The 18,187-nt window shown below is 57.0% G+C and carries 16 protein-coding genes; 12 read left to right on the top strand and 4 right to left on the bottom strand.

Annotation, left to right across the window (positions count from 1 at the left end):
• Positions 1 to 52 precede the first annotated feature (52 nt).
• Positions 53 to 1,195, bottom strand: coding sequence for a hypothetical protein (locus ACXM2N_RS10505; RefSeq protein ID WP_458488483.1), 1,143 nt, complete (start codon positions 1,193 to 1,195; stop codon positions 53 to 55).
• 148 nt (positions 1,196 to 1,343) lie between these two features.
• On the opposite strand from ACXM2N_RS10505, the gene ACXM2N_RS10500 reads away from it, so the two are divergent.
• The 8 genes from ACXM2N_RS10500 (at position 1,344) to ACXM2N_RS10465 (ending at position 9,403) form a co-directional block, all read left to right on the top strand.
• A complete protein-coding gene (locus ACXM2N_RS10500; protein ID WP_458488481.1) occupies positions 1,344 to 2,183 on the top strand; it encodes a sulfurtransferase in 840 nt (279 codons plus the stop codon).
• Between the two features lie 13 nt (positions 2,184 to 2,196).
• Positions 2,197 to 3,579 carry a hypothetical protein gene (locus ACXM2N_RS10495; RefSeq protein WP_458488479.1) on the top strand — a complete coding sequence of 461 codons (1,383 nt, stop codon included), beginning with the start codon at positions 2,197 to 2,199 and terminating at the stop codon, positions 3,577 to 3,579.
• A 41-nt stretch (positions 3,580 to 3,620) separates the two neighbouring features.
• Entirely contained in the window at positions 3,621 to 4,166 is a 546-nt protein-coding gene (pyrE, locus tag ACXM2N_RS10490) for an orotate phosphoribosyltransferase (protein WP_458488477.1), read from the top strand.
• A gap of 2 nt (positions 4,167 to 4,168) precedes the next feature.
• Entirely contained in the window at positions 4,169 to 4,819 is a 651-nt protein-coding gene (locus ACXM2N_RS10485) for a TrmH family RNA methyltransferase (RefSeq protein WP_458488475.1), read from the top strand.
• Between the two features lie 65 nt (positions 4,820 to 4,884).
• On the top strand, positions 4,885 to 6,045 hold the full coding sequence (locus ACXM2N_RS10480) for a glycoside hydrolase family 76 protein (protein WP_458488473.1): 1,161 nt from the start codon (positions 4,885 to 4,887) through the stop codon (positions 6,043 to 6,045).
• A gap of 494 nt (positions 6,046 to 6,539) precedes the next feature.
• Positions 6,540 to 7,574, top strand: coding sequence for a class II fructose-bisphosphate aldolase (fbaA, locus tag ACXM2N_RS10475; protein WP_458488471.1), 1,035 nt, complete (start codon positions 6,540 to 6,542; stop codon positions 7,572 to 7,574).
• A 109-nt stretch (positions 7,575 to 7,683) separates the two neighbouring features.
• On the top strand, positions 7,684 to 8,871 hold the full coding sequence (locus tag ACXM2N_RS10470; RefSeq protein WP_458488469.1) for an FUSC family protein: 1,188 nt from the start codon (positions 7,684 to 7,686) through the stop codon (positions 8,869 to 8,871).
• Between the two features lie 28 nt (positions 8,872 to 8,899).
• Positions 8,900 to 9,403 carry a phosphoribosyltransferase gene (locus ACXM2N_RS10465; RefSeq protein WP_458488467.1) on the top strand — a complete coding sequence of 168 codons (504 nt, stop codon included), beginning with the start codon at positions 8,900 to 8,902 and terminating at the stop codon, positions 9,401 to 9,403.
• Here the strand turns inward: ACXM2N_RS10465 and ACXM2N_RS10460 are convergent.
• Positions 9,390 to 10,241, bottom strand: a complete 852-nt coding sequence (locus tag ACXM2N_RS10460) for a hypothetical protein (RefSeq protein WP_458488465.1) — start codon at positions 10,239 to 10,241, stop codon at positions 9,390 to 9,392. The two genes, ACXM2N_RS10465 and ACXM2N_RS10460, sit on opposite strands and share 14 nt — an antisense overlap.
• A gap of 142 nt (positions 10,242 to 10,383) precedes the next feature.
• Between ACXM2N_RS10460 and ACXM2N_RS10455 the strand changes: the two genes are divergently transcribed.
• Positions 10,384 to 11,673: an adenylosuccinate synthase gene (locus ACXM2N_RS10455; RefSeq protein WP_458488463.1), complete on the top strand. Its 1,290-nt coding sequence runs from the start codon at positions 10,384 to 10,386 to the stop codon at positions 11,671 to 11,673.
• A gap of 82 nt (positions 11,674 to 11,755) precedes the next feature.
• Complete coding sequence (purT, locus tag ACXM2N_RS10450) at positions 11,756 to 12,922, top strand: formate-dependent phosphoribosylglycinamide formyltransferase (RefSeq protein WP_458488461.1); 1,167 nt, start codon at positions 11,756 to 11,758, stop codon at positions 12,920 to 12,922.
• A gap of 130 nt (positions 12,923 to 13,052) precedes the next feature.
• On the opposite strand, the gene ACXM2N_RS10445 is transcribed toward purT, so the two are convergent.
• Together ACXM2N_RS10445 and ACXM2N_RS10440 are read right to left on the bottom strand one after the other, a co-directional pair.
• Entirely contained in the window at positions 13,053 to 13,541 is a 489-nt protein-coding gene (locus ACXM2N_RS10445) for a GNAT family N-acetyltransferase (RefSeq protein ID WP_458488459.1), read from the bottom strand.
• Positions 13,542 to 13,623: 82 nt separating this feature from the next.
• Complete coding sequence (locus tag ACXM2N_RS10440; RefSeq protein WP_458488457.1) at positions 13,624 to 14,988, bottom strand: FAD-dependent oxidoreductase; 1,365 nt, start codon at positions 14,986 to 14,988, stop codon at positions 13,624 to 13,626.
• Positions 14,989 to 15,478: 490 nt separating this feature from the next.
• On the opposite strand from ACXM2N_RS10440, the gene pta reads away from it, so the two are divergent.
• Positions 15,479 to 16,870 (top strand): phosphate acetyltransferase, encoded by a 1,392-nt coding sequence (gene pta, locus ACXM2N_RS10435; protein ID WP_458488455.1) that lies wholly within the window; start codon positions 15,479 to 15,481, stop codon positions 16,868 to 16,870.
• 3 nt (positions 16,871 to 16,873) lie between these two features.
• Positions 16,874 to 18,088 carry an acetate kinase gene (locus tag ACXM2N_RS10430; protein ID WP_458488453.1) on the top strand — a complete coding sequence of 405 codons (1,215 nt, stop codon included), beginning with the start codon at positions 16,874 to 16,876 and terminating at the stop codon, positions 18,086 to 18,088.
• Positions 18,089 to 18,187 lie beyond the last annotated feature (99 nt).

Here is an 18,187-nt window from a genome sequence, read left to right as displayed (position 1 = left end):
GGGGCTTCATGGAACATGCCTCGCGTTACCTGAAGGGCACCATCTGGCTGGGCTATCCCGCCAGTGCGAGGTCGGCTTGTGTTGTTCCGTAGAAGTAGCTGTTCAGCCTGGAATCCGTCCTCAGGTTCTCAAGAAGCTCTGCGCGCAGGTTGGCGCACCTGTCTGCGAACCATTCGTCCGGAAACTCGCACTCAATCTGCATTCGAAGAATGCGTGCAGCGCGGTCAGCAATATCGTTGAGGCCGTGGCCGTTATGGCCACGTACCCACTTGAGGGTGACTAGGCCCGTTGCAAGGATTGCGTCGACTTTATCTATGCCGAAGCCGCGTGCCGCAATGCGGCTGAGCGCTGGGCGACTATCACTAAGGATGACGATCTTTCGGTTCGGGTACTGAGCGGAGAAGTGAACCATCGCAGAGGCAATGCCCTCCATCTCCAGCTCGCGAATGCCAAGTTTTTGCTCAGATCTGAAGGTGTGGATCGTGCCGGTGGACGTGGCCACGGCCACCGTGGCACTCCGGTGCGAGCGGGCTGCGTCGGTAGCAATAACAAGTGGGCGCAGACCAGCATTAATCATGGGCAAGCACGTTGCGGCCTCCATCTCCCAGCGATCAGCCATACGTGCCGCGAACAAGCTACCTTGTTGAGGGCAAAACTCTAGCAAAGCCGGCAGGGCCTGTTCGGCGCGAGCAAGGGCGATGCCATGGGTTACGCTGCGCAGCGTAGCCATGCGCATCATCGCAACGCGTGGCCGAAGGTGGCAACGGTAGTCTGAGATGGCCTGCCTATCAATCAGGACAGGCAGGCTGCCGTGAACGCGCTGGATGGCGGCAACGGCGGCATCGATTTTCTTAACCAAGAACTTCTTGGCGCCGAGGGCGCTTGGATGGGTCTCACACACCTCGACGAGCGGCCAGGGTAAGGGGGATTGGGCCTGCGGTCGAGGAATAGGCTTGCTCTGGGGCAGCAAGAAAACTTCGCTAAAGCTGGTTTGCCACATGGATTCACCAATGGTGGTGGTAATGGCCACGGTCATCAAACCTACGTTTCCCACGCAGACCGCGGTGAAGCCGCTCACAGTAATCATGCAATCTTGGCGTGCCTGTAGTGGGGTAGGTGGCCGCTTCCGTGCGAACGTGCTTGGTGAAGGCGGCTGGTTCAGGGAGAATTTCTTAGCATCAGTGGTGTTATTCATGGAATAAAAGCTAACCGCGGTGGCAGACACGGTCGCGTGCCTACTAGAACGTTTGTTCATGGTTAGCGCTGTATCCTGCACTCATCTGACGTCTACTGTGATCAGGTACGCCTAACAAGGCGACGAATTTCTCTCTAGCATGGACATTATGACGATCACCATTTCAGTTGAAGAACTTGACGCAAGGATCCGTAAAGGCCAAAAGCAAACGATCCTTGCGGCCATGTGGGACAAGCCAGGTGCAACGGGCAAGGAACAATTCTGCTCCGAGCACATTTCCACAGCACTGTTTTGTGATGTTGGATTCGCGCTGGCCGGAGTGCCGGGTTCCAGCATTGGCCGCAATCCACTCCCAAGCAAAGAGATCCTGGATCACTGGATCTCCAGCTGGGGTCTCAGCCCAGACAAGCAGGTGGTGGTGTATGACAACCACCATGGCCTGTTTGCTGCACGCGCATGGTGGATCCTGAAATGGGCTGGCTTTGACAACGTAGTCATTCTTGACGGCGGTCAGGCCGAGTGGGAGCGTAAAGGCTTTAACGTCCTCGGCGGGCCAGGCAACTTGGCTGGTTACTCGGAAGAGTTCAAAGCTAACCTCGGCCAGATGCCTACCGCGACCATTGAGGAGGTTAAGGCGCACAAGGGCATTCTCATTGATGCTCGTGAGGCCAACCGCTTTGCTGGCCGTAAAGAGTACTTGGATCTCAAAGCCGGTCACATTCCGGGGGCTATCAACATCCCAACGCGTTCCATTCTGGATGAGAATGATTGCTTCAAGTCCAAGGAAGAGCTCACTGAGCTGTTTGCTGCACACGGCATCACGCCTGAAACCAAGGACATGATCATTTACTCCGGTTCCGGAAACCACTCCGCGCAGGTGATCGCGGCAATGGCTCTGGTTGGGCTAGAAATCCCACGGCACTACATCGGTGGCTGGTCTCAGTGGTGTGCGGATGCATCTAATGAGGTGGAGACGGGCGGCGCCTAGTAGGCTATGTGCCATGTTCTTGATCCTCATTGCCGCCGTACTCGGATTACTGGGGTTGGCACTTTTGCTGCTTGACGTCTCCCGTCGCAGCAAAGCAGCCTCCCAGCTGGAAGAAGCCCCACTCCTTAGTGAGGATCATGGTGAAACCCCTAGCGTGGGTACGAGCGAAGCTCCCTATGCGGATCCTCAGCCAACCGTGGATGAGGATCCTCTTGAGGTAGGTGAAGATGGACTCGATGATTCCGATGAGGATGCTGCTGAGGTAGCCGAGGAAGAAGTCCAGGCAGAGCCGGCTGCGCTAGAAGAGGATGATCCCGAATCAGGCGCTGTTGATCCCAAGGAGGAAGAGGAACAGAACCCTGCATTGATTGCGGAGGACCTCGAGCTGGAGGATCTTCCTGAAACAACGGTTGCGGATCAGGTCATTGAAACCAACCTCACCAGCAACGCGCCGGCAGAAGAGGATGAGTATTTCGAAGGCGAGACGATTGAGCTTCCGCGTGAGGAGCCAGCTGTTGGCGTGTTCAGTGAACAAGACCCGTACAAGTCCGGCTTCCGCGTCATTCCGGTCTCGATGCGCCGAGAGCGCAAAACATGGGCTGCGCACCATGGCTTCGAGTACTCGAAGGTAGACAACTTTCTTAACGACGAATGGGCACGTGGAGCCGCTTCCGCAGGTGCCCCTGCCAAAGACGTTGTGTCCGGCACGGCGGCCGGACATGAAATGTACTTTGTGGACTTAGCTGGGGTGCCGGTAATGGCGATGCGCCGTCCCGGATCTAGTGATGTTGTGGTGGATATGCGTCGAGGTGAGCTTGATAACGCTCAAAACTCTGATGACCTCATCCACGTATGCCACATGGAGGGCTTCACCATTCTCAGTAATGATCAAGGTGCCACGGAGCGGATGCTCGATGTGCGAGCACGAAGGGCCTTGGCCGCCATGCCGCAGGCGGTGACGGCAGTATGGATTGAATCGGATTGGGTGCTTGCCCAAACCACCAAGAATGCTGACCATACAGAATGGGACGCGCTATTTAAGCCGTTGGCGCAGATGTCTGATGCAGCACGGGTACTGCCACCACGCACGGGGGCGTCGCAGCCGATTGATCTTAGTGAGATGGATCCGTCCCGTCCTCTGCCCAATGCGCCGGTGAGCTTTACTGACGATGAGGAAGATCCCACCCCCGTCATTCCTAAGATCGAGCGCGAGGAGGAAAGGGCCCCGCTGCCTACCCGAGCACGCGGGGAATCGCACGGTGTTGTTGAGCCCCGTGAGGTAGGCGGTGATGAGGTGGAGGCAATTGCACAGAACCTTGATGAGAGCCCCCAGAATTACCAAGGAACACGAATCGTTCGCGACAACACCCACAAGCCGACCATTTTTGGTGATTAAACATCTACAATTCTTCCAGGAACGCAAGTAAGGAGATCGTCATGAGCATTGATGCAGCAAAGAAAGCCCAATTAGCTCAATTGGTCAAGGAACTGGCCGTGGTGCACGGCAAGGTTATCCTGTCATCCGGCAAGGAAGCTGATTACTACGTGGATCTGCGTCGTGCCACCTTGCACCATGAAGCATCTAAGCTGATCGGGCAGCTGCTGCGCGAGCTCACCGCCGATTGGGACTACGTCTCCGTGGGTGGACTGACTTTGGGCGCTGACCCAGTGGCTACCTCCGTCATGCACGCCGAGGGTCGAGCGATTGATGCTTTTGTTGTGCGTAAGGAAGCCAAAAAGCACGGCATGCAGCGCCGGATTGAGGGCCCTGACATTGAGGGCAAGAAGGTGCTGGTAGTAGAGGACACCACCACTACCGGCAATTCTCCACTCACTGCGGTTGCGGCTCTGCGTGAGGCTGGCGCCGAGGTTGTGGGTGTGGCAACCGTTGTTGATCGTGCGACTGGTGCGGGCGAGGCTATCGCTGCTGAAGGCCTCGAGTACCGTTACATCCTCGGCCTTGAAGATCTGGGGCTGGCGTAACGTTGTCAGAAAATCAACCTGGTCCTACCGAATGGGGTGAGGGCCGCCACGGTGTGGGCCCATGGGAGGGCGAGCTTCCTGTGGGCGATCAGTATGATCCGGAACTGCTGGAAAATGGTGACCGCCGCAATGTGGTGGACGCCTACCGCTATTGGTCACGCGAGGCCATTGTTAAGGATATTGATACCCGCAGGCATGCCTTGCACATTGCCATCGAGAACTTTGAAAACGATGCCAACATTGGCACCGTGGTGCGCACCGCGAACGCGTTCGCGGTGGACACGGTGCACATTGTGGGCAGGCGGCGGTGGAATCGTCGGGGAGCCATGGTGACGGACCGCTACCAGCACCTGATGCACCACCCTGACACTGCCTCCCTCGTTGGATGGGCCAAGGAGCAGGGCCTCACCATCGTGGCTATCGATAACACGCCGGGGTGTGTTCCGCTGGAAACGGCGCAGCTGCCAGAGCGGTGCTTGCTGCTGTTCGGCCAAGAGGGGCCAGGCGTTACCCAAGACGCCCAGGACAATGCATTGATGACTTGTTCCATTGCGCAATTTGGCTCTACTCGATCCATTAACGCGGGCGTGGCCGCTGGAATTGCCATGCACGCGTGGATCAGGCAGCACGCTGACCTAGATAACGCGTGGTAGTAAAACAATGACTAAAGTGGGCAGTCGTATAGTTGCCCACACGCTTCACATGAGAAGGACTCTCCGTGCCGGAAAAATGGTTCCATCGCGCCGACCTTGCTGAATCCGCGATCAATGACCGTCATTCATCCAGGGTCTGGCTGCTTCCGCGAACCAACCTGGGTGTGGTGGCGTGGCCGCCGCACACCAAGGAAAAGGTGTTTTACCGTTGGCATTACTGGTGGCAGGCGCATTACATTGACTGTCTTGTTGACGCCACCAACCGCCGCCCCACCAAGGCGCGCAAGCGCCGTCTTCTTGACACCATCTCCGGCGTTCGAGTGCGTCAACTAGGCAAGTTGACCCGCAACAACTACTACGATGACAAGACGTGGCTCGCCTTGGCTCTCAACCGGGCGTGTGAAACCCTCGGTCTGCCGCGCAAGAAGTACCTGCGTCAACTGGAAGACAACATTTTGGAGGGAATTGACCACACCTTTGGCGTTCTTCCGTGGCGTGTGGGGGAGACGTTCTATAACGTTCCTACCAACGGGCCTGCGGCAATCATGGCGGCACGCATTGGCCGCCTAGATATTGCGCGTCATTTTGTGGATTGGATCTTTGACAATCTGATTGATGACAAAGGCCTAGTGATGGACGGGCTGCGTATGTCCATGGCCGGTCCTGACCTGGTCAAGTACATCTTCCCGTACTGCCAAGGCGTAGTTATCGGCGCTTGTGTTGAGATTGCGCTAGCCCTGCGCGAGGACGGTATGGATGACGAGGCCGTGGCATACCTCGCGCACGCTCGCGCGCTGATCCATGCTGTGGCTAAGGAACTGGCTAACAAAGACGGTGTGATTGACTGGGATACCGGCGACGGCGATGGCGGCCTGTTCAAGGGAATCCTGATGCGCTACTTGGCGGATGCTGCGGTGCGATTGCCGGAGGATAATTCCGCCAACATTGCAGCTAAGAAAATCGCTGCCCGCCTGATTTATGCTTCCGCGGAGTCAGTGTGGAATCACCGCCTTGAGGTGGATGGACTGCCGGTGTTCGCAACAGACTGGACCGCTGACGCCAAGCTTCCTCACACCTTTGGCCTGGGGGCTAGCGCTCTCAGCGACCTTGTGCGCGTGGTTCGCATTGATGAACGCGACCTCTCTGTGCAGCTGTCCGGATGGATGCTGCTGGAGGCTGCAGCTCGGTGCTCCATGCACGAACGAAACACGGAGCATGAGGACTAGGGCGTAAACCGGACCTATCTTCTGGGGTGGGGCTCAGGGGATCGCGGGTTTCTGATCGCGCCTTATTTCCAGCACGACGGGCATTGCGCCTTCCTTGTGGTGAGCCTGAAAAGCTATTGCTGTGGGTTTCACGTTCCCAGCGGGCAAGTGCGTGGCGACCGTCCACTTTTTGTTCCAACATCCTCCGTTGGGCAGGCCATCGCAAGCGTTCAAAAGGGTGGGTAGTGTGCTATTTCACCTTTGGGGCGTGCGTTGTTAGGTTGTGTGCTACTTAAGCCTGTGAACTGCTGTTTTCCAGCGCCTCATCTGAGCCAGTGACCGATCAGGCATTAAAGGTGACCGTTCGTGTTTGTTTGTGTGGTTTTGTTTGTGCTGGGAGACCGCGCGCGGGGCTTGGTTTGCTGGCATAATTGTTTAATAGGTCGCGCGGGCGTGCCTGCGTGCTAGTCAGAAATTCGATATTCGAATACACACTCTTTCTTGGAGGAAACTCTATGCCAATCGCAACCCCAGAGGTCTACAACGAGATGCTTGACCGCGCTAAGGAAGGCGGCTTCGCTTTCCCAGCCATCAACTGCACCTCCTCTGAAACCATTAACGCAGCTCTGAAGGGCTTCGCAGAGGCAGAGTCTGACGGCATCATTCAGTTCTCTACCGGTGGCGCTGAGTTCGGCTCCGGCCTGGCAGTGAAGAACAAGGTTGCTGGTGCTTGCGCTCTGGCTGCTTTCGCTCACGAGGCAGCAAAGCACTACGGCATCAACGTAGCGCTGCACACTGACCACTGCCAGAAGGAAGTTCTGGATGAGTACGTTCGCCCACTGATTGCTCTTTCCCAGGAGCGCGTTGACCGCGGCGAGCTGCCACTGTTCCAGTCCCACATGTGGGACGGCTCCGCTATTCCAATTGATGAGAACCTGGTCATCGCTCAGGAGCTGCTGGAGAAGGCACACAAGGCCAACATCATCCTCGAGGTAGAGATTGGCGTTGTTGGTGGCGAAGAGGACGGCGTTCAGGCTAAGGCTGGCGCTAACCTGTACACCTCCGTCGAGGACTTTGAAAAGACCATCGACGCAATCGGCACGGGTGAGAAGGGTCGCTACCTGCTGGCTGCTACCTTCGGTAACGTTCACGGCGTTTACAAGCCAGGCAACGTGAAGCTGCGCCCAGAGGTTCTTCTTGAGGGCCAGAAGGCTGCTATTGCAAAGCTGGGTCTGGATGATGACGCGCTTCCATTTGACTTCGTATTCCACGGTGGCTCCGGCTCTGAGAAGGAGAAGATCGAAGAGGCACTGCGTTACGGCGTCATCAAGATGAACGTTGACACCGATACCCAGTACGCATTCACCAACCCAGTGGCTCGCCACATGATGGAGAACTACGACGGCGTATTCAAGATCGACGGTGAGGTTGGCAACAAGAAGGTATACGACCCACGCTCCTACCTGAAGAAGGCTGAGCAGGGCATGTCCGAGCGCGTCATCGAGGCTTGCCAGGACCTGCACTCCGTAGGTAAGACTGTTTCCAAGTAATTAATTCATCTCGTCATCCCACGTAGCGTGGAGTGACAGCAGATATGTGTAAAGGGCGGCCGTGGTCGCCCTTTATGCGTGTCTGCAGCGAATTTCCTAAAGTGGTGCCATGCCTAGATACACCGTCCGCACAGTCGCGCAGCTGAAGGAGCTGGAAGGTTCCCTCGCGGCGCGTGCTTTCCGTACGCGTACATCGTTAATTTCGATCATTCAGGCCTCCTGCTCCGCCGGCATTGCCTATTTCATCGCCACCAAGGTTTTTGGCCATGAGGTGCCTTTCTTCGCGCCGATGGCCGCAGTCATCATTCTCGGCTTGTCTTCCGGCAACCGCATTAAGCGTGCCGTGGAATTATCCATCGGCTGCTCGCTGGGCGTTGGTGTTGGTGACCTCATTATTTTGGGGATCGGCACCGGTGACTGGCAGATCGCCCTCGCGGTAGGGCTCTCTCTGCTTATCGCATCCTTCCTGTCTGATTCGCCCCTGCTGGTCAATCAGGTGGCCACCGGCTCCATCCTGATCGCAACGATCATGCCGCCGGGCTCCGCGTCCGGCCCTGAGCGCATGGTGGACGCCGTCACCGGCTGTGTGGTGGGCATTGTCGTCATGGCAATCGTGCCCACCTCGCCGCTGGCTGGTGGCCGCAGGGAAGTGGCCAAGGTGCTCCGCATCGCATCGTCTGTGCTTTTCGACGTCGCCAGTGCCCTAGAATCCAGCGATGCCAAGCGCATCGAGGAGGCGCTCCAGCATGTCCGCGGCTCGCAAGCCGCGATCAACAACATGCTGTTGGCCAAGAAGGCAGCCGATGAGTCCACGAGGGTCTCACCATTCCTGTGGTCTTACCGCAGGCGCGTGAGGAGTTTCTCCTTGATACTCTCGCCGGTGGATAACGCGGTGCGCAACACTCGCGTGCTGGCGCGCCGGGCGATGGTGCTCAGCCAAGATGGTGACAAGGTCAAAGCGGAGCAGATCGAGATCATTCGCGAGCTGGCCGCCGTGATGATGCGTCTGCACGATGTTTATTTGAAGAAGGCTGAGCTTACTGAGGCGCAGGAAATTCCGAACATTGTTAAGACCCTGCGCACGCTGGGCTCAAAGGTGTCCCTTGAGGTCGCTGATGGTGGCGTGTTGTCTGCGATCGTGATTCTCGCGCAGTCTCGGTCCATCATTGTGGATTTGTTGCAGGTGTGCGGCATGAGCCGAGAGTCTGCAGTTGCCGTATTGATCCCTACTTCCGAGCACCCTGCGTTCCCGCCAGAAATCTGGATTGAGAAGTCTGGCAAAGGTGAGAATAGCTAACAGTCCTTGAGGGATGTAAAGTTTGATTATGGCTTATCATGCAGACGCAACCGATCTTGAAGGCAAGGAAATCCTCACGTGGGAAGGCTTTGGCAAAGCCCAGGCGGAACTTGCACAAACCATTGTCAATGATGATTTCACCCCAGACGTCATCATCGCCATCGCCCGCGGAGGTCTCCTGCCAGCTGGTGCGCTGAGCTACTCCATGGGTGTGAAACTATCCGACGCCATCAATGTGGAGTTCTACACTGACGTCCACGAGACCCTGCCCGACCCTGTCCTGCTGGCTCCTATGTTGGACACCAACGAGATTGCCGGCAAGAAGTTGTTGGTTGTTGATGACGTAGCCGATTCCGGCCGTACCCTAGAGCTGGTGATCAAGCTTCTCGAGTCCCACGGTGCTGAGGTTCGCTCCGCAGTGATCTATGAGAAGTCCCGCTCCATTGTGAAGCCGGACTACACCTGGAAGCACACCGACGAGTGGATCGTGTTCCCGTGGTCCGCTGAGCCACCAGTAACTAAGCAGGCCTAACAATCTGCAGATCCCGCAGGTGCCTATAGAACGTCACACGTTGCGTAGGGCGCTTGCGGGATTCGCCGTCTATAGACACCATCAAGTGTGGTCCACCGGCCTGAAGAGCACGGCCGGTGAGTAGGGTATCGGCCACGGCAGTACCGTGATCAGTGGTCTTTCCCAACAGCCCAGCCAGCCCAGACCGCTTCTGGGGCTCCAGCGGGCTATCCAGCAGCACGGCTGCGATACCCGGCTGGTCAGTCATGGCTACCAGCTTTGCGCCGTAAACTCCGCGGGTGGGGATCTTTCCGTTTGCCTCATGGCGCAGCAAGACTTCGCTGTCTACTACTATCTCGCCGGTGATCTCACCTGGCTCGGCGTGGGTGACGGTGGCGGTGGCGGCCACGGCGATCGCCTTGTCGTCGCGAATCAGCGGCACGGGGCGCACACTGCCGGTGAGAGCCAGTTCGAGGGCGTCGGTGAAGCTGTCGGGGATGCCCCAGTTGGTCGCAGCCGCCGAAGCGGCTGTGGGAACGTAGCCGATTTCGGCCCAGAGGTTGTCGGCACGCATGAGCCTAGTGAGCACGGCCGACAGGCCGGCGTCTGTGCCTACAACGATGATGCGCAGAGGCTCCGCTGGCTTCTGTGGCGCCAGTTGCGGTGTGGACATGTGGGCCACGTCCGGGGACTTGGCAATCTCATCCAAGCTGGGGGTGTCATCTACAGGCAACACTTCCCTCGCTATCTCATCCAGACGCTTCAAATCCTTGCGTGTGGGGATAGCAGGAAGGTTAAGCACCTCCACGTCTGGGAGGGTGTGGGAAGTGTCACCTAGTTGGCAGATGATTAAGCGCATGCCAGAAGTTTAGCAATGTAGAATGAAGCTTCGGTCAAGCGCCGAACTGAAAATTATTTATGTAAATGCGTGTTCGGTGCATAAAATAAAGCGGTAATAGGGACCGTGGTCCCTTCCAAATCTTCAAAGGGATGTGTAATCCATGGCTGCAATTGTGATCGTTGGTGCCCAGTGGGGTGATGAGGGCAAGGGTAAAGCAACCGATATCCTTGGCGGACTCGTTGACTACGTAGTAAAGCCGAATGGCGGCAATAACGCTGGTCACACGGTCGTTGTTGGTGGTGAGAAGTACGAGCTGAAGCTCCTTCCCGCTGGTGTCTTGTCTGAGAATGCAGTGCCTATCCTGGGCAACGGCGTTGTTATCAACCTGGAGGCCCTGTTCGAGGAGATTGACGGCCTCGAAGCCCGCGGCGCTAACGCATCCCGCCTGCGCATCTCCGCCAACGCTCACCTCGTTGCCCCGTACCACCAGGTCCTAGACCGCGTGCAGGAGCGCTTCCTGGGTAAGCGCGCGATTGGCACCACCGGCCGTGGCATTGGCCCAACCTACGCAGACAAAGTCTCCCGCATCGGCATCCGCGTGCAGGACGTGTTTGATGAGTCCATCCTGCGCCAGAAGATCGAGTCCGCGTTGGACGTCAAGAACCAGATCTTGGTCAAGATGTACAACCGCAAGGCCATCGTTGCGGATGAGATCGTGGACTACTTTCTCAGCTACGCGGATCGCCTGCGCCCCATGGTCATTGACGCCGAGTACGAGCTCAACGCCGCGCTCGATGCGGGCAAGCACGTTCTGATGGAGGGCGGCCAGGCCACCATGTTGGACGTGGACCACGGCACCTACCCATTCGTGACCTCCTCCAACCCAACCGCAGGTGGTGCCTGCGTTGGCTCCGGCATCGGACCAACCAAGATCACCACCTCCCTGGGCATCATCAAGGCCTACACCACCCGCGTGGGTGCAGGCCCATTCCCAACCGAGTTGTTTGATAAGTGGGGCGAGTACCTGCAGACCACCGGTGGCGAGATCGGAGTAAACACCGGCCGTAAGCGCCGCTGTGGTTGGTACGACTCCGTGATTGCTCGTTACGCTACCCGCGTCAACGGCTTCACCGATTACTTCCTGACCAAGCTGGATGTTCTCACCGGTATCGGGGAGATCCCAATCTGCGTTGCTTATGATGTAAACGGCAAGCGCTACGATGAGATGCCCGTCTCCCAGACTGACTTCCACCACGCAGAGCCGATCTTTGAGACCATGCCTGCATGGGACGAGGACATCACCGAATGCAAGACCTTTGAAGAGCTGCCAGAGAAGGCACAGGCCTACGTTCTGCGCCTGGAGGAGCTCTCTGGTTGCCGCATCTCCTACATCGGTGTGGGCCCAGGCCGCGACCAGACCATCGTGCGCCATGATGTGATGGCAGACTAAAAGCTGAGCATTACTGGAAAACACAGGTGAAAAGGCCCGCTTCGGCGGGTCTTTTCCACTACAAGGATTAGACTTATTCGTTATGACTGAAAGTTACACGCCACAAACCAACGCGCCACGAGTCCTCGTATTAGGGGCTGGTGAGATGGGTAAGGAAACTGCGCTCGCATTCCACAGCCTAGGTGTGAACGTTCACGTCGCCGGATCCTACAAAAACGCGCCGGGTGCGCAGGTTGCGCCCAATGCATACGCGCTGGATCTGGGCGATGAGGAGCAGCTTTGTGAACTCATTGAAGTTGTTCGCCCAGATTTCATCGTGCCAGCTGCGGATGGCTTAAACATTGCCGCGCTGTCCAAGTTCACAGACAAGAAAGCAGGCGTGGTTCCTAGCGCTCGGGCTTTGGACATAGCCTTTGATCGAGAATCCATTCGCACCGTTGCTGCGGATGAGCTGGGCATCCCTACCGCGCGTTACGGGTTTGCTTCCTCAGAAGCGGAGCTGCGTGTGGCGGTGGGGCACACCGGCTTCCCGTGCATTATCAAGTCCGTGACGGACACCCAGAACCAGAACCACTTGGTGCTCGAGGATGAATCCCAACTAGCCAGTGTGGAGATTCATGATCGTGTGATGGTGGAAGCCGTGGTTGATTACGACGTGGAAATCACCTTGTTGGTGGGCCGATCCATCAACGCTGAGACCGGCGCCCTGTCCAACTGGTTCTGTGAGCCCATCGGCCACATGAATGCTGACGGCGGTCTGCGTGAGTCCTGGCAGCCCGTGGCCCTCTCTGAGGCGACGCTGGATAACGCCCGCTCTGTTGCCGCCCGCATCACCAACCAGATTGGTGGCCGTGGCCTGTTTGCGGTGGACCTGTTCGTCTCCGGTGAGGACATCTACTTCTCCGGCGTCTCCCCACGCCCGCACGCTGCCGGTCTTGTCACCTTGGGAACGCAGCGGTTCAGCCAGTTTGACCTCCATGCCCGCGCGGTGCTTGGTCTGCCACTTGACGTCACCCTGACCACCCCGGGTGCGTGCTGCATGATCACCGCGGACAAGAAGTTGGATGAGGTCTACTATTCTGGCATCCCCGACGCCCTCAGCGTCCCAGAGTCAGACCTGCGCCTGTTTGGCAAGCGCGACGCCTACCCCGGCCGCAAAATGGGCGCTGGCCTTGCCACCGCCGAGGACACGGATACCGCACGCATCCGCGCGCGCAGCGTAGCAGCGGCCATCAGCCTTGAGGGTTAAGGCCTAACATCGCACTCAACATAACACCTAACATAACACTGTGGGAAGTAAGTGTTATGTTAAGTGTTATGTTAAGCTCGCATCGCTTTCTACCTGCGTAAATATAAAAACTCGCCCAGAGTGCGGCTAGTTAGCTTGTGGTCTCTATGGCCTTCTTCAGTTGGGCAGCGGACATGCGCATGGGGATGTGCGGTATCCCTTCATCATCAAATTCCTCGCCGCAGGCGTTGAAGCCGAAAGCGGCGTAGTAGTCCTGTAATGGTGCCTGCGCGGTGAGGTACACGGGCAGATCAGGGGATTGCTCGTAGGACAGCTTGAGGGTTTGGAGCATCAGGCTCGACGCCACGCCTTTACCACGGTGGCGCGGGGTGACGACAAATCGACCGAGGTGGGAGACCTTCTCCCCGTCAACCTCATCAGGGAACAACCGGGCGGTGCCCACGATATTGCGGCGGCCGTAGCTGTCGCGCTCCCATGCAGTCACGTGGAGGGTGGTTGGCTCCGCATCGGTATCGTCAATCTCTGCGTACGGGCAGTTTTGCTCATTCACGAAAACGTCAACGCGCAGCTTGTACAACTGGTGAACCTCGAATGCAGAGAGCTCCTTGAGCGGATTCACGGCAAATATGGTTTGCATAGCTAAGAGAGCATAGTCCCACGCTGGGTGGAAAAAGAAAAAGGACTCCGCAGAGTCCTTAATCTTAGATCTGGTATTCACCTGCCGCGTAGGAGACCATCTCATCCCACTCGACGATCTTCCTGCGCTCACGGCCCTCGGCCTCGCCGGCCTTGCGCTCAGCAGCGTCCAGCTCGTACCAGCCGTCCCATGTGGTAAAAGCAATGCTGCGTTGCTTTAAGAACGCAGTGATCGCTTCCGGATCACGTTGGGTAGCCTCGGTGAGCTTGCCGTCCTTCCAGTCATTGACCAGCATCTCGGTGGTCTCCTTGGCGTCGGACTTAGTGTTGCCGATCAGGCCAACCGGTCCGCGCTTGATCCAGCCCGTTGCGTACAGGCCATCAACGATGCTGCCGTCTGCGTTGGTGACGTGGCCGCCGTCGTTCGGGATGACAGCCTTCTTGTCGTCGAAAGGCACTCCCTCGACGCTGTCGGAGCGGTAGCCCACCGCGCGGTAGACGGCCTGTACTGGCCAGTCGGTGAACTGGCCGGTTCCTCGGACGTTGCCGTCGCCAGTGAGTTCAGTGCGCTCGGTGCGCAGGCCTACCACCTTGCCGTCCTCGCCCAGGATCTCCACTGGTGCTTCAAACATGTGGATGTAGAGCTTGTGTGGTGCGCCCTTTGGCTCGCGGATGGCGTAGTTCTCAAGGGTTTGGCAGACCAGGTCCTGGGACTTGGAGTCGCGGCGAGCCTCGATGGAGGCTTCGTCGTAGTCGATATCCTCCGGATTGACGATGACCTCGATGGTTGGGGAGTGGTCTAGCTCCTTGAGCTCCATTGGGGTGAACTTCGCCTGTGCTGGGCCGCGGCGGCCGAACACGTGGATTTCCTCAGCCTGATTCTGCTTCAGGGTCTCGTACACATTGTCTGGGATTTCCGTGACGTGCAGTTCATCACCGGTCTTTGCCAGGATGCGGGCCACGTCAAGGCCAACGTTGCCAACGCCCACTACGGCGACCTGCTTGGCGGACAGATCCCACGTGCGTGAGAAGTCTGGGTTTCCGTCGTAGAAACCAACGAACTCACCCGCGCCGTAGGAGCCCTTCAGATTGTGGCCTGGGATGTTGAGGTTGCGGTCACCAGTGGCGCCGGTGGCGAAAACGATGGCGTCATAGAACTCACGCAGTTCCTCGACGGTGATGTCTTTGCCAATCTCAATGTTGCCCAGCAGGCGGATCTCGGGCTTGTCGAGCACTGCGTGCAGGGACTTAACGATGCCCTTGATGCGTGGGTGGTCAGGAGCCACGCCGTAACGGATAAGGCCGAATGGTGCTGGCATGCGCTCGAAGAGGTCGATCTGAACATCGACATCGGATTTGATCAGGAGATCAGAAGCATAAATGCCTGCGGGGCCAGCGCCCACAACGGCGACGCGCAACGGTGAAGTCATGTAAGAAAATTCCTCTATAAGTAACGGTGTTCAGAAGGGGAAAACAACCTCCCAGCTTACGCGTTTCACATAGTGAAATGCGAGACTGCGCACGGTGGTGTCCGGCACGAAGTGGTGCGCTTGTTACAGGCACCTGCACTGTGTTTCGAGAAAATCTTCAGTTAAGTGACTGTGAAGCCGGAGTGCGGGGGTACTTTTGCTCCTTTTTGCCCGCTGTAAAACACGGTCTGAAGTGGGTATAACTAAAGGAAAAGCAGAAAATCGAGGTAGTTGGTGTAAATCTAGTGAAGGGGTGTTCTGTGAAACTCCTAGATTTCGGTGTTTTGGTGGCGTGTGCCATGTAAACTTATGCTTTGAATCACATTTAGGCAGTTTTTAACCGTAAGCCACATTTGCCGATTTCTTTTGTCTTTACGTTCCGGAGTAAGGCTTCCTCATCGGCGGTGAGCACCTAGATGGGTGCCTTATATAAGAAAGAGAAAGGGACTTAATGTCAGTGACAGGTAACGCAGTAAAGTCCGCGCTCATTACCCGCGCGGGTCGGAACTTTGATGGATTCGATATTGACGCTTTTGCATCCAAGCTGGGGCTCACCGCAGTGCCACTGGTGTCTGATTCCACCAATCTTGCTGATATCTTGGCTGCGAAGCCAGTTGATGGTGATCCAGTCCTGTTGGTTGGTACCGGCAATGTCAACTTTGACGCTAAGGCTGCCTCTGTGCTGGGCGTAGCAATGCTTCTCCTTATTGATGCCCCAGGTATCCACGTTGACCTCGTTCACGACGAGGCAGAAGAGCTCTGCGCCACCTTGGGTGCAGAATTTACCGCTGAAGAAGCAGCTACTGAGGAGGGAATTGCACAGATCAAGCAGTCCCTTGAGCAGGACGTGGAGCCCGTTATGGCCGCGCCGCTGTTCGAGACGTGGCTTCTGGAGAAGGCTAAGGCTGAGTACTCCCACATCGTGCTCCCTGAGGGCAATGATGATCGTATCCTCGAGGCCGCGCACCGCCTGCTCGCGGATGACATTGTTGAGCTCACGATCTTGGGTAAGCCTGATGAAATTACCGCTCGCGCCAACGAGCTAGGATTTGATCTGTCTAAGGCACACCTGAAGGACCCACAGACTGATCCTCAACTGGAAGAGTTTGCTGAGGAATTCGCAGAACTGCGTAAGTCCAAGGGTGTCACCTTGGATGAGGCACGCGAGACCATGAAGGATATCTCCTACTACGCCACCATGATGATCCACAAGGGTCTGGCGGACGGCATGGTATCCGGCGCAGCCCACACCACGGCGCACACCATTAAGCCAAGTTTCCAGATCATCAAGACGCGCCCAGGTGCGTCAGTCGTATCCTCCATCTTCCTGATGGTGATGCGCGATCGCCTGTGGGCGTTCGGCGACTGTGCGGTCAACCCTAACCCTACTGCCGAGCAGCTGGGCGAGATCGCTGTGGTATCAGCACAAACTGCAGCGCAGTTTGGCATCGACCCGCGCGTAGCAATGCTGAGCTACTCCACCGGTGATTCCGGCTCCGGTCCTGACGTAGAGCGCGCGATTGCGGCAACCCAGCGGGCTCGCGAGTTGGATCCTGATCTCAAGGTAGAAGGCCCATTGCAGTTCGACGCCGCTGTGGACCCTACTGTCGCAGAAAAGAAGCTGCCTGGCTCCGAGGTGGCCGGTAAGGCCAATGTATTCGTCTTCCCAGACTTGGAGGCGGGCAATATTGGTTACAAGACTGCGCAGCGTACAGGCCACGCGTTGGCCGTTGGCCCTATCCTGCAGGGCCTCAACAAGCCAGTAAATGATCTCTCCCGTGGTGCTACCGTTGATGACATCGTAAACACCGTGGCCATTACCGCAATCCAGGTGGAAGGATAAACAATGTCATTGATTCTCGTTCTGAATTCAGGTTCTTCCTCTATTAAGTTCCAGCTTGTTGATCCAACCCAGGAGGCAACGGATGATCCGTTTGTAGAGGGCTTGGTGGAACAGATTGGTGAGGAATCCGGCACCATTACCCTCAAGCACAATGGTGAAAAGCACAAGATTGAGGCTGAAATCCCTAACCACTCAGTGGGCTTGGATCTATCCTTCCGCCTGATGGCTGAGCATGGCTGTGGGCCAAAGGACGTTGACCTCTACGCCGTTGGCCACCGTACAGTTCACGGCGGACAGGTGTTCTCCAAGCCAGAGATCATCACTGACGAGGTTGTTGAGTGGATGCGCGACCTGATTCCACTGGCGCCACTGCACAACCCGGCCAACATCTCCGGTATTGAGGTAGCTCGCGAGCTGTTGCCAGACATCCCACACGTTGCGGTGTTCGACACCGGTTTCTTCCAAGCAATGCCACCAGCTGCTGCGCTGTACGCCATCGAGAGTGAGACTGCGCTGAAGAACGGTATTCGCCGATACGGTTTCCACGGCACCTCTCACGAGTACGTATCCCAGCAGGTTCCAGCACTTCTAGGTAAGAAGCCAAACGAGGTCAACCAGATCACCCTGCACCTAGGTAACGGCGCATCCGCAGCGGCAATTCGCAAGGGGCGCCCAGTAGACACCACCATGGGTATGACCCCGCTGGCTGGTCTTGCAATGGGTACCCGATGTGGTGACATCGATCCTGGCATCATCTTCCACCTCTACCGCAACGCGGGTATGAGCATCGATGAGATTGATAACCTCCTGAACAAGCGTTCTGGTGTGAAGGGCATCGCTGGTGTGAATGACTTCCGCCAACTGCGCGAGATGACGGACAACGGTGATCAAGATGCATGGAGTGCGTACAACATCTACATTCACCAGCTGCGCCGCTTCCTAGGCTCCTACATGATCGCGTTGGGCAATGTGGATGCCATCACCTTCACCGCAGGTGTTGGTGAGAATGCAAGCTTCGTGCGTGAGGATGCCATGGCTAATCTGGAGATGTATGGCATCAAGATTGATCCGGATCGCAACGCTGCACCAAATGATGGCCCTCGTGAGATCTCGACGGACGATTCCAAGGTGAAGGTATTTGTCGTTCCAACCAACGAGGAGCTTGCTATCGCCCGTTACGCCAAGCAGCTTGCTGATAAGGCCAACGGTATTAAGTAGCTTCATGGCTTAAGCCCCGTGCAAAACGCACGGGGCTTTACTGTGCCCTTTAGTGCCGACGGGAAGGTAACGAGAAGAGGTATAGGAACTCGCGGGGAC

It is taken from the genome of Corynebacterium sp. ZY180755 (assembly GCF_054331495.1).
This window is presented reverse-complemented; position numbering and strand designations above follow the sequence as displayed.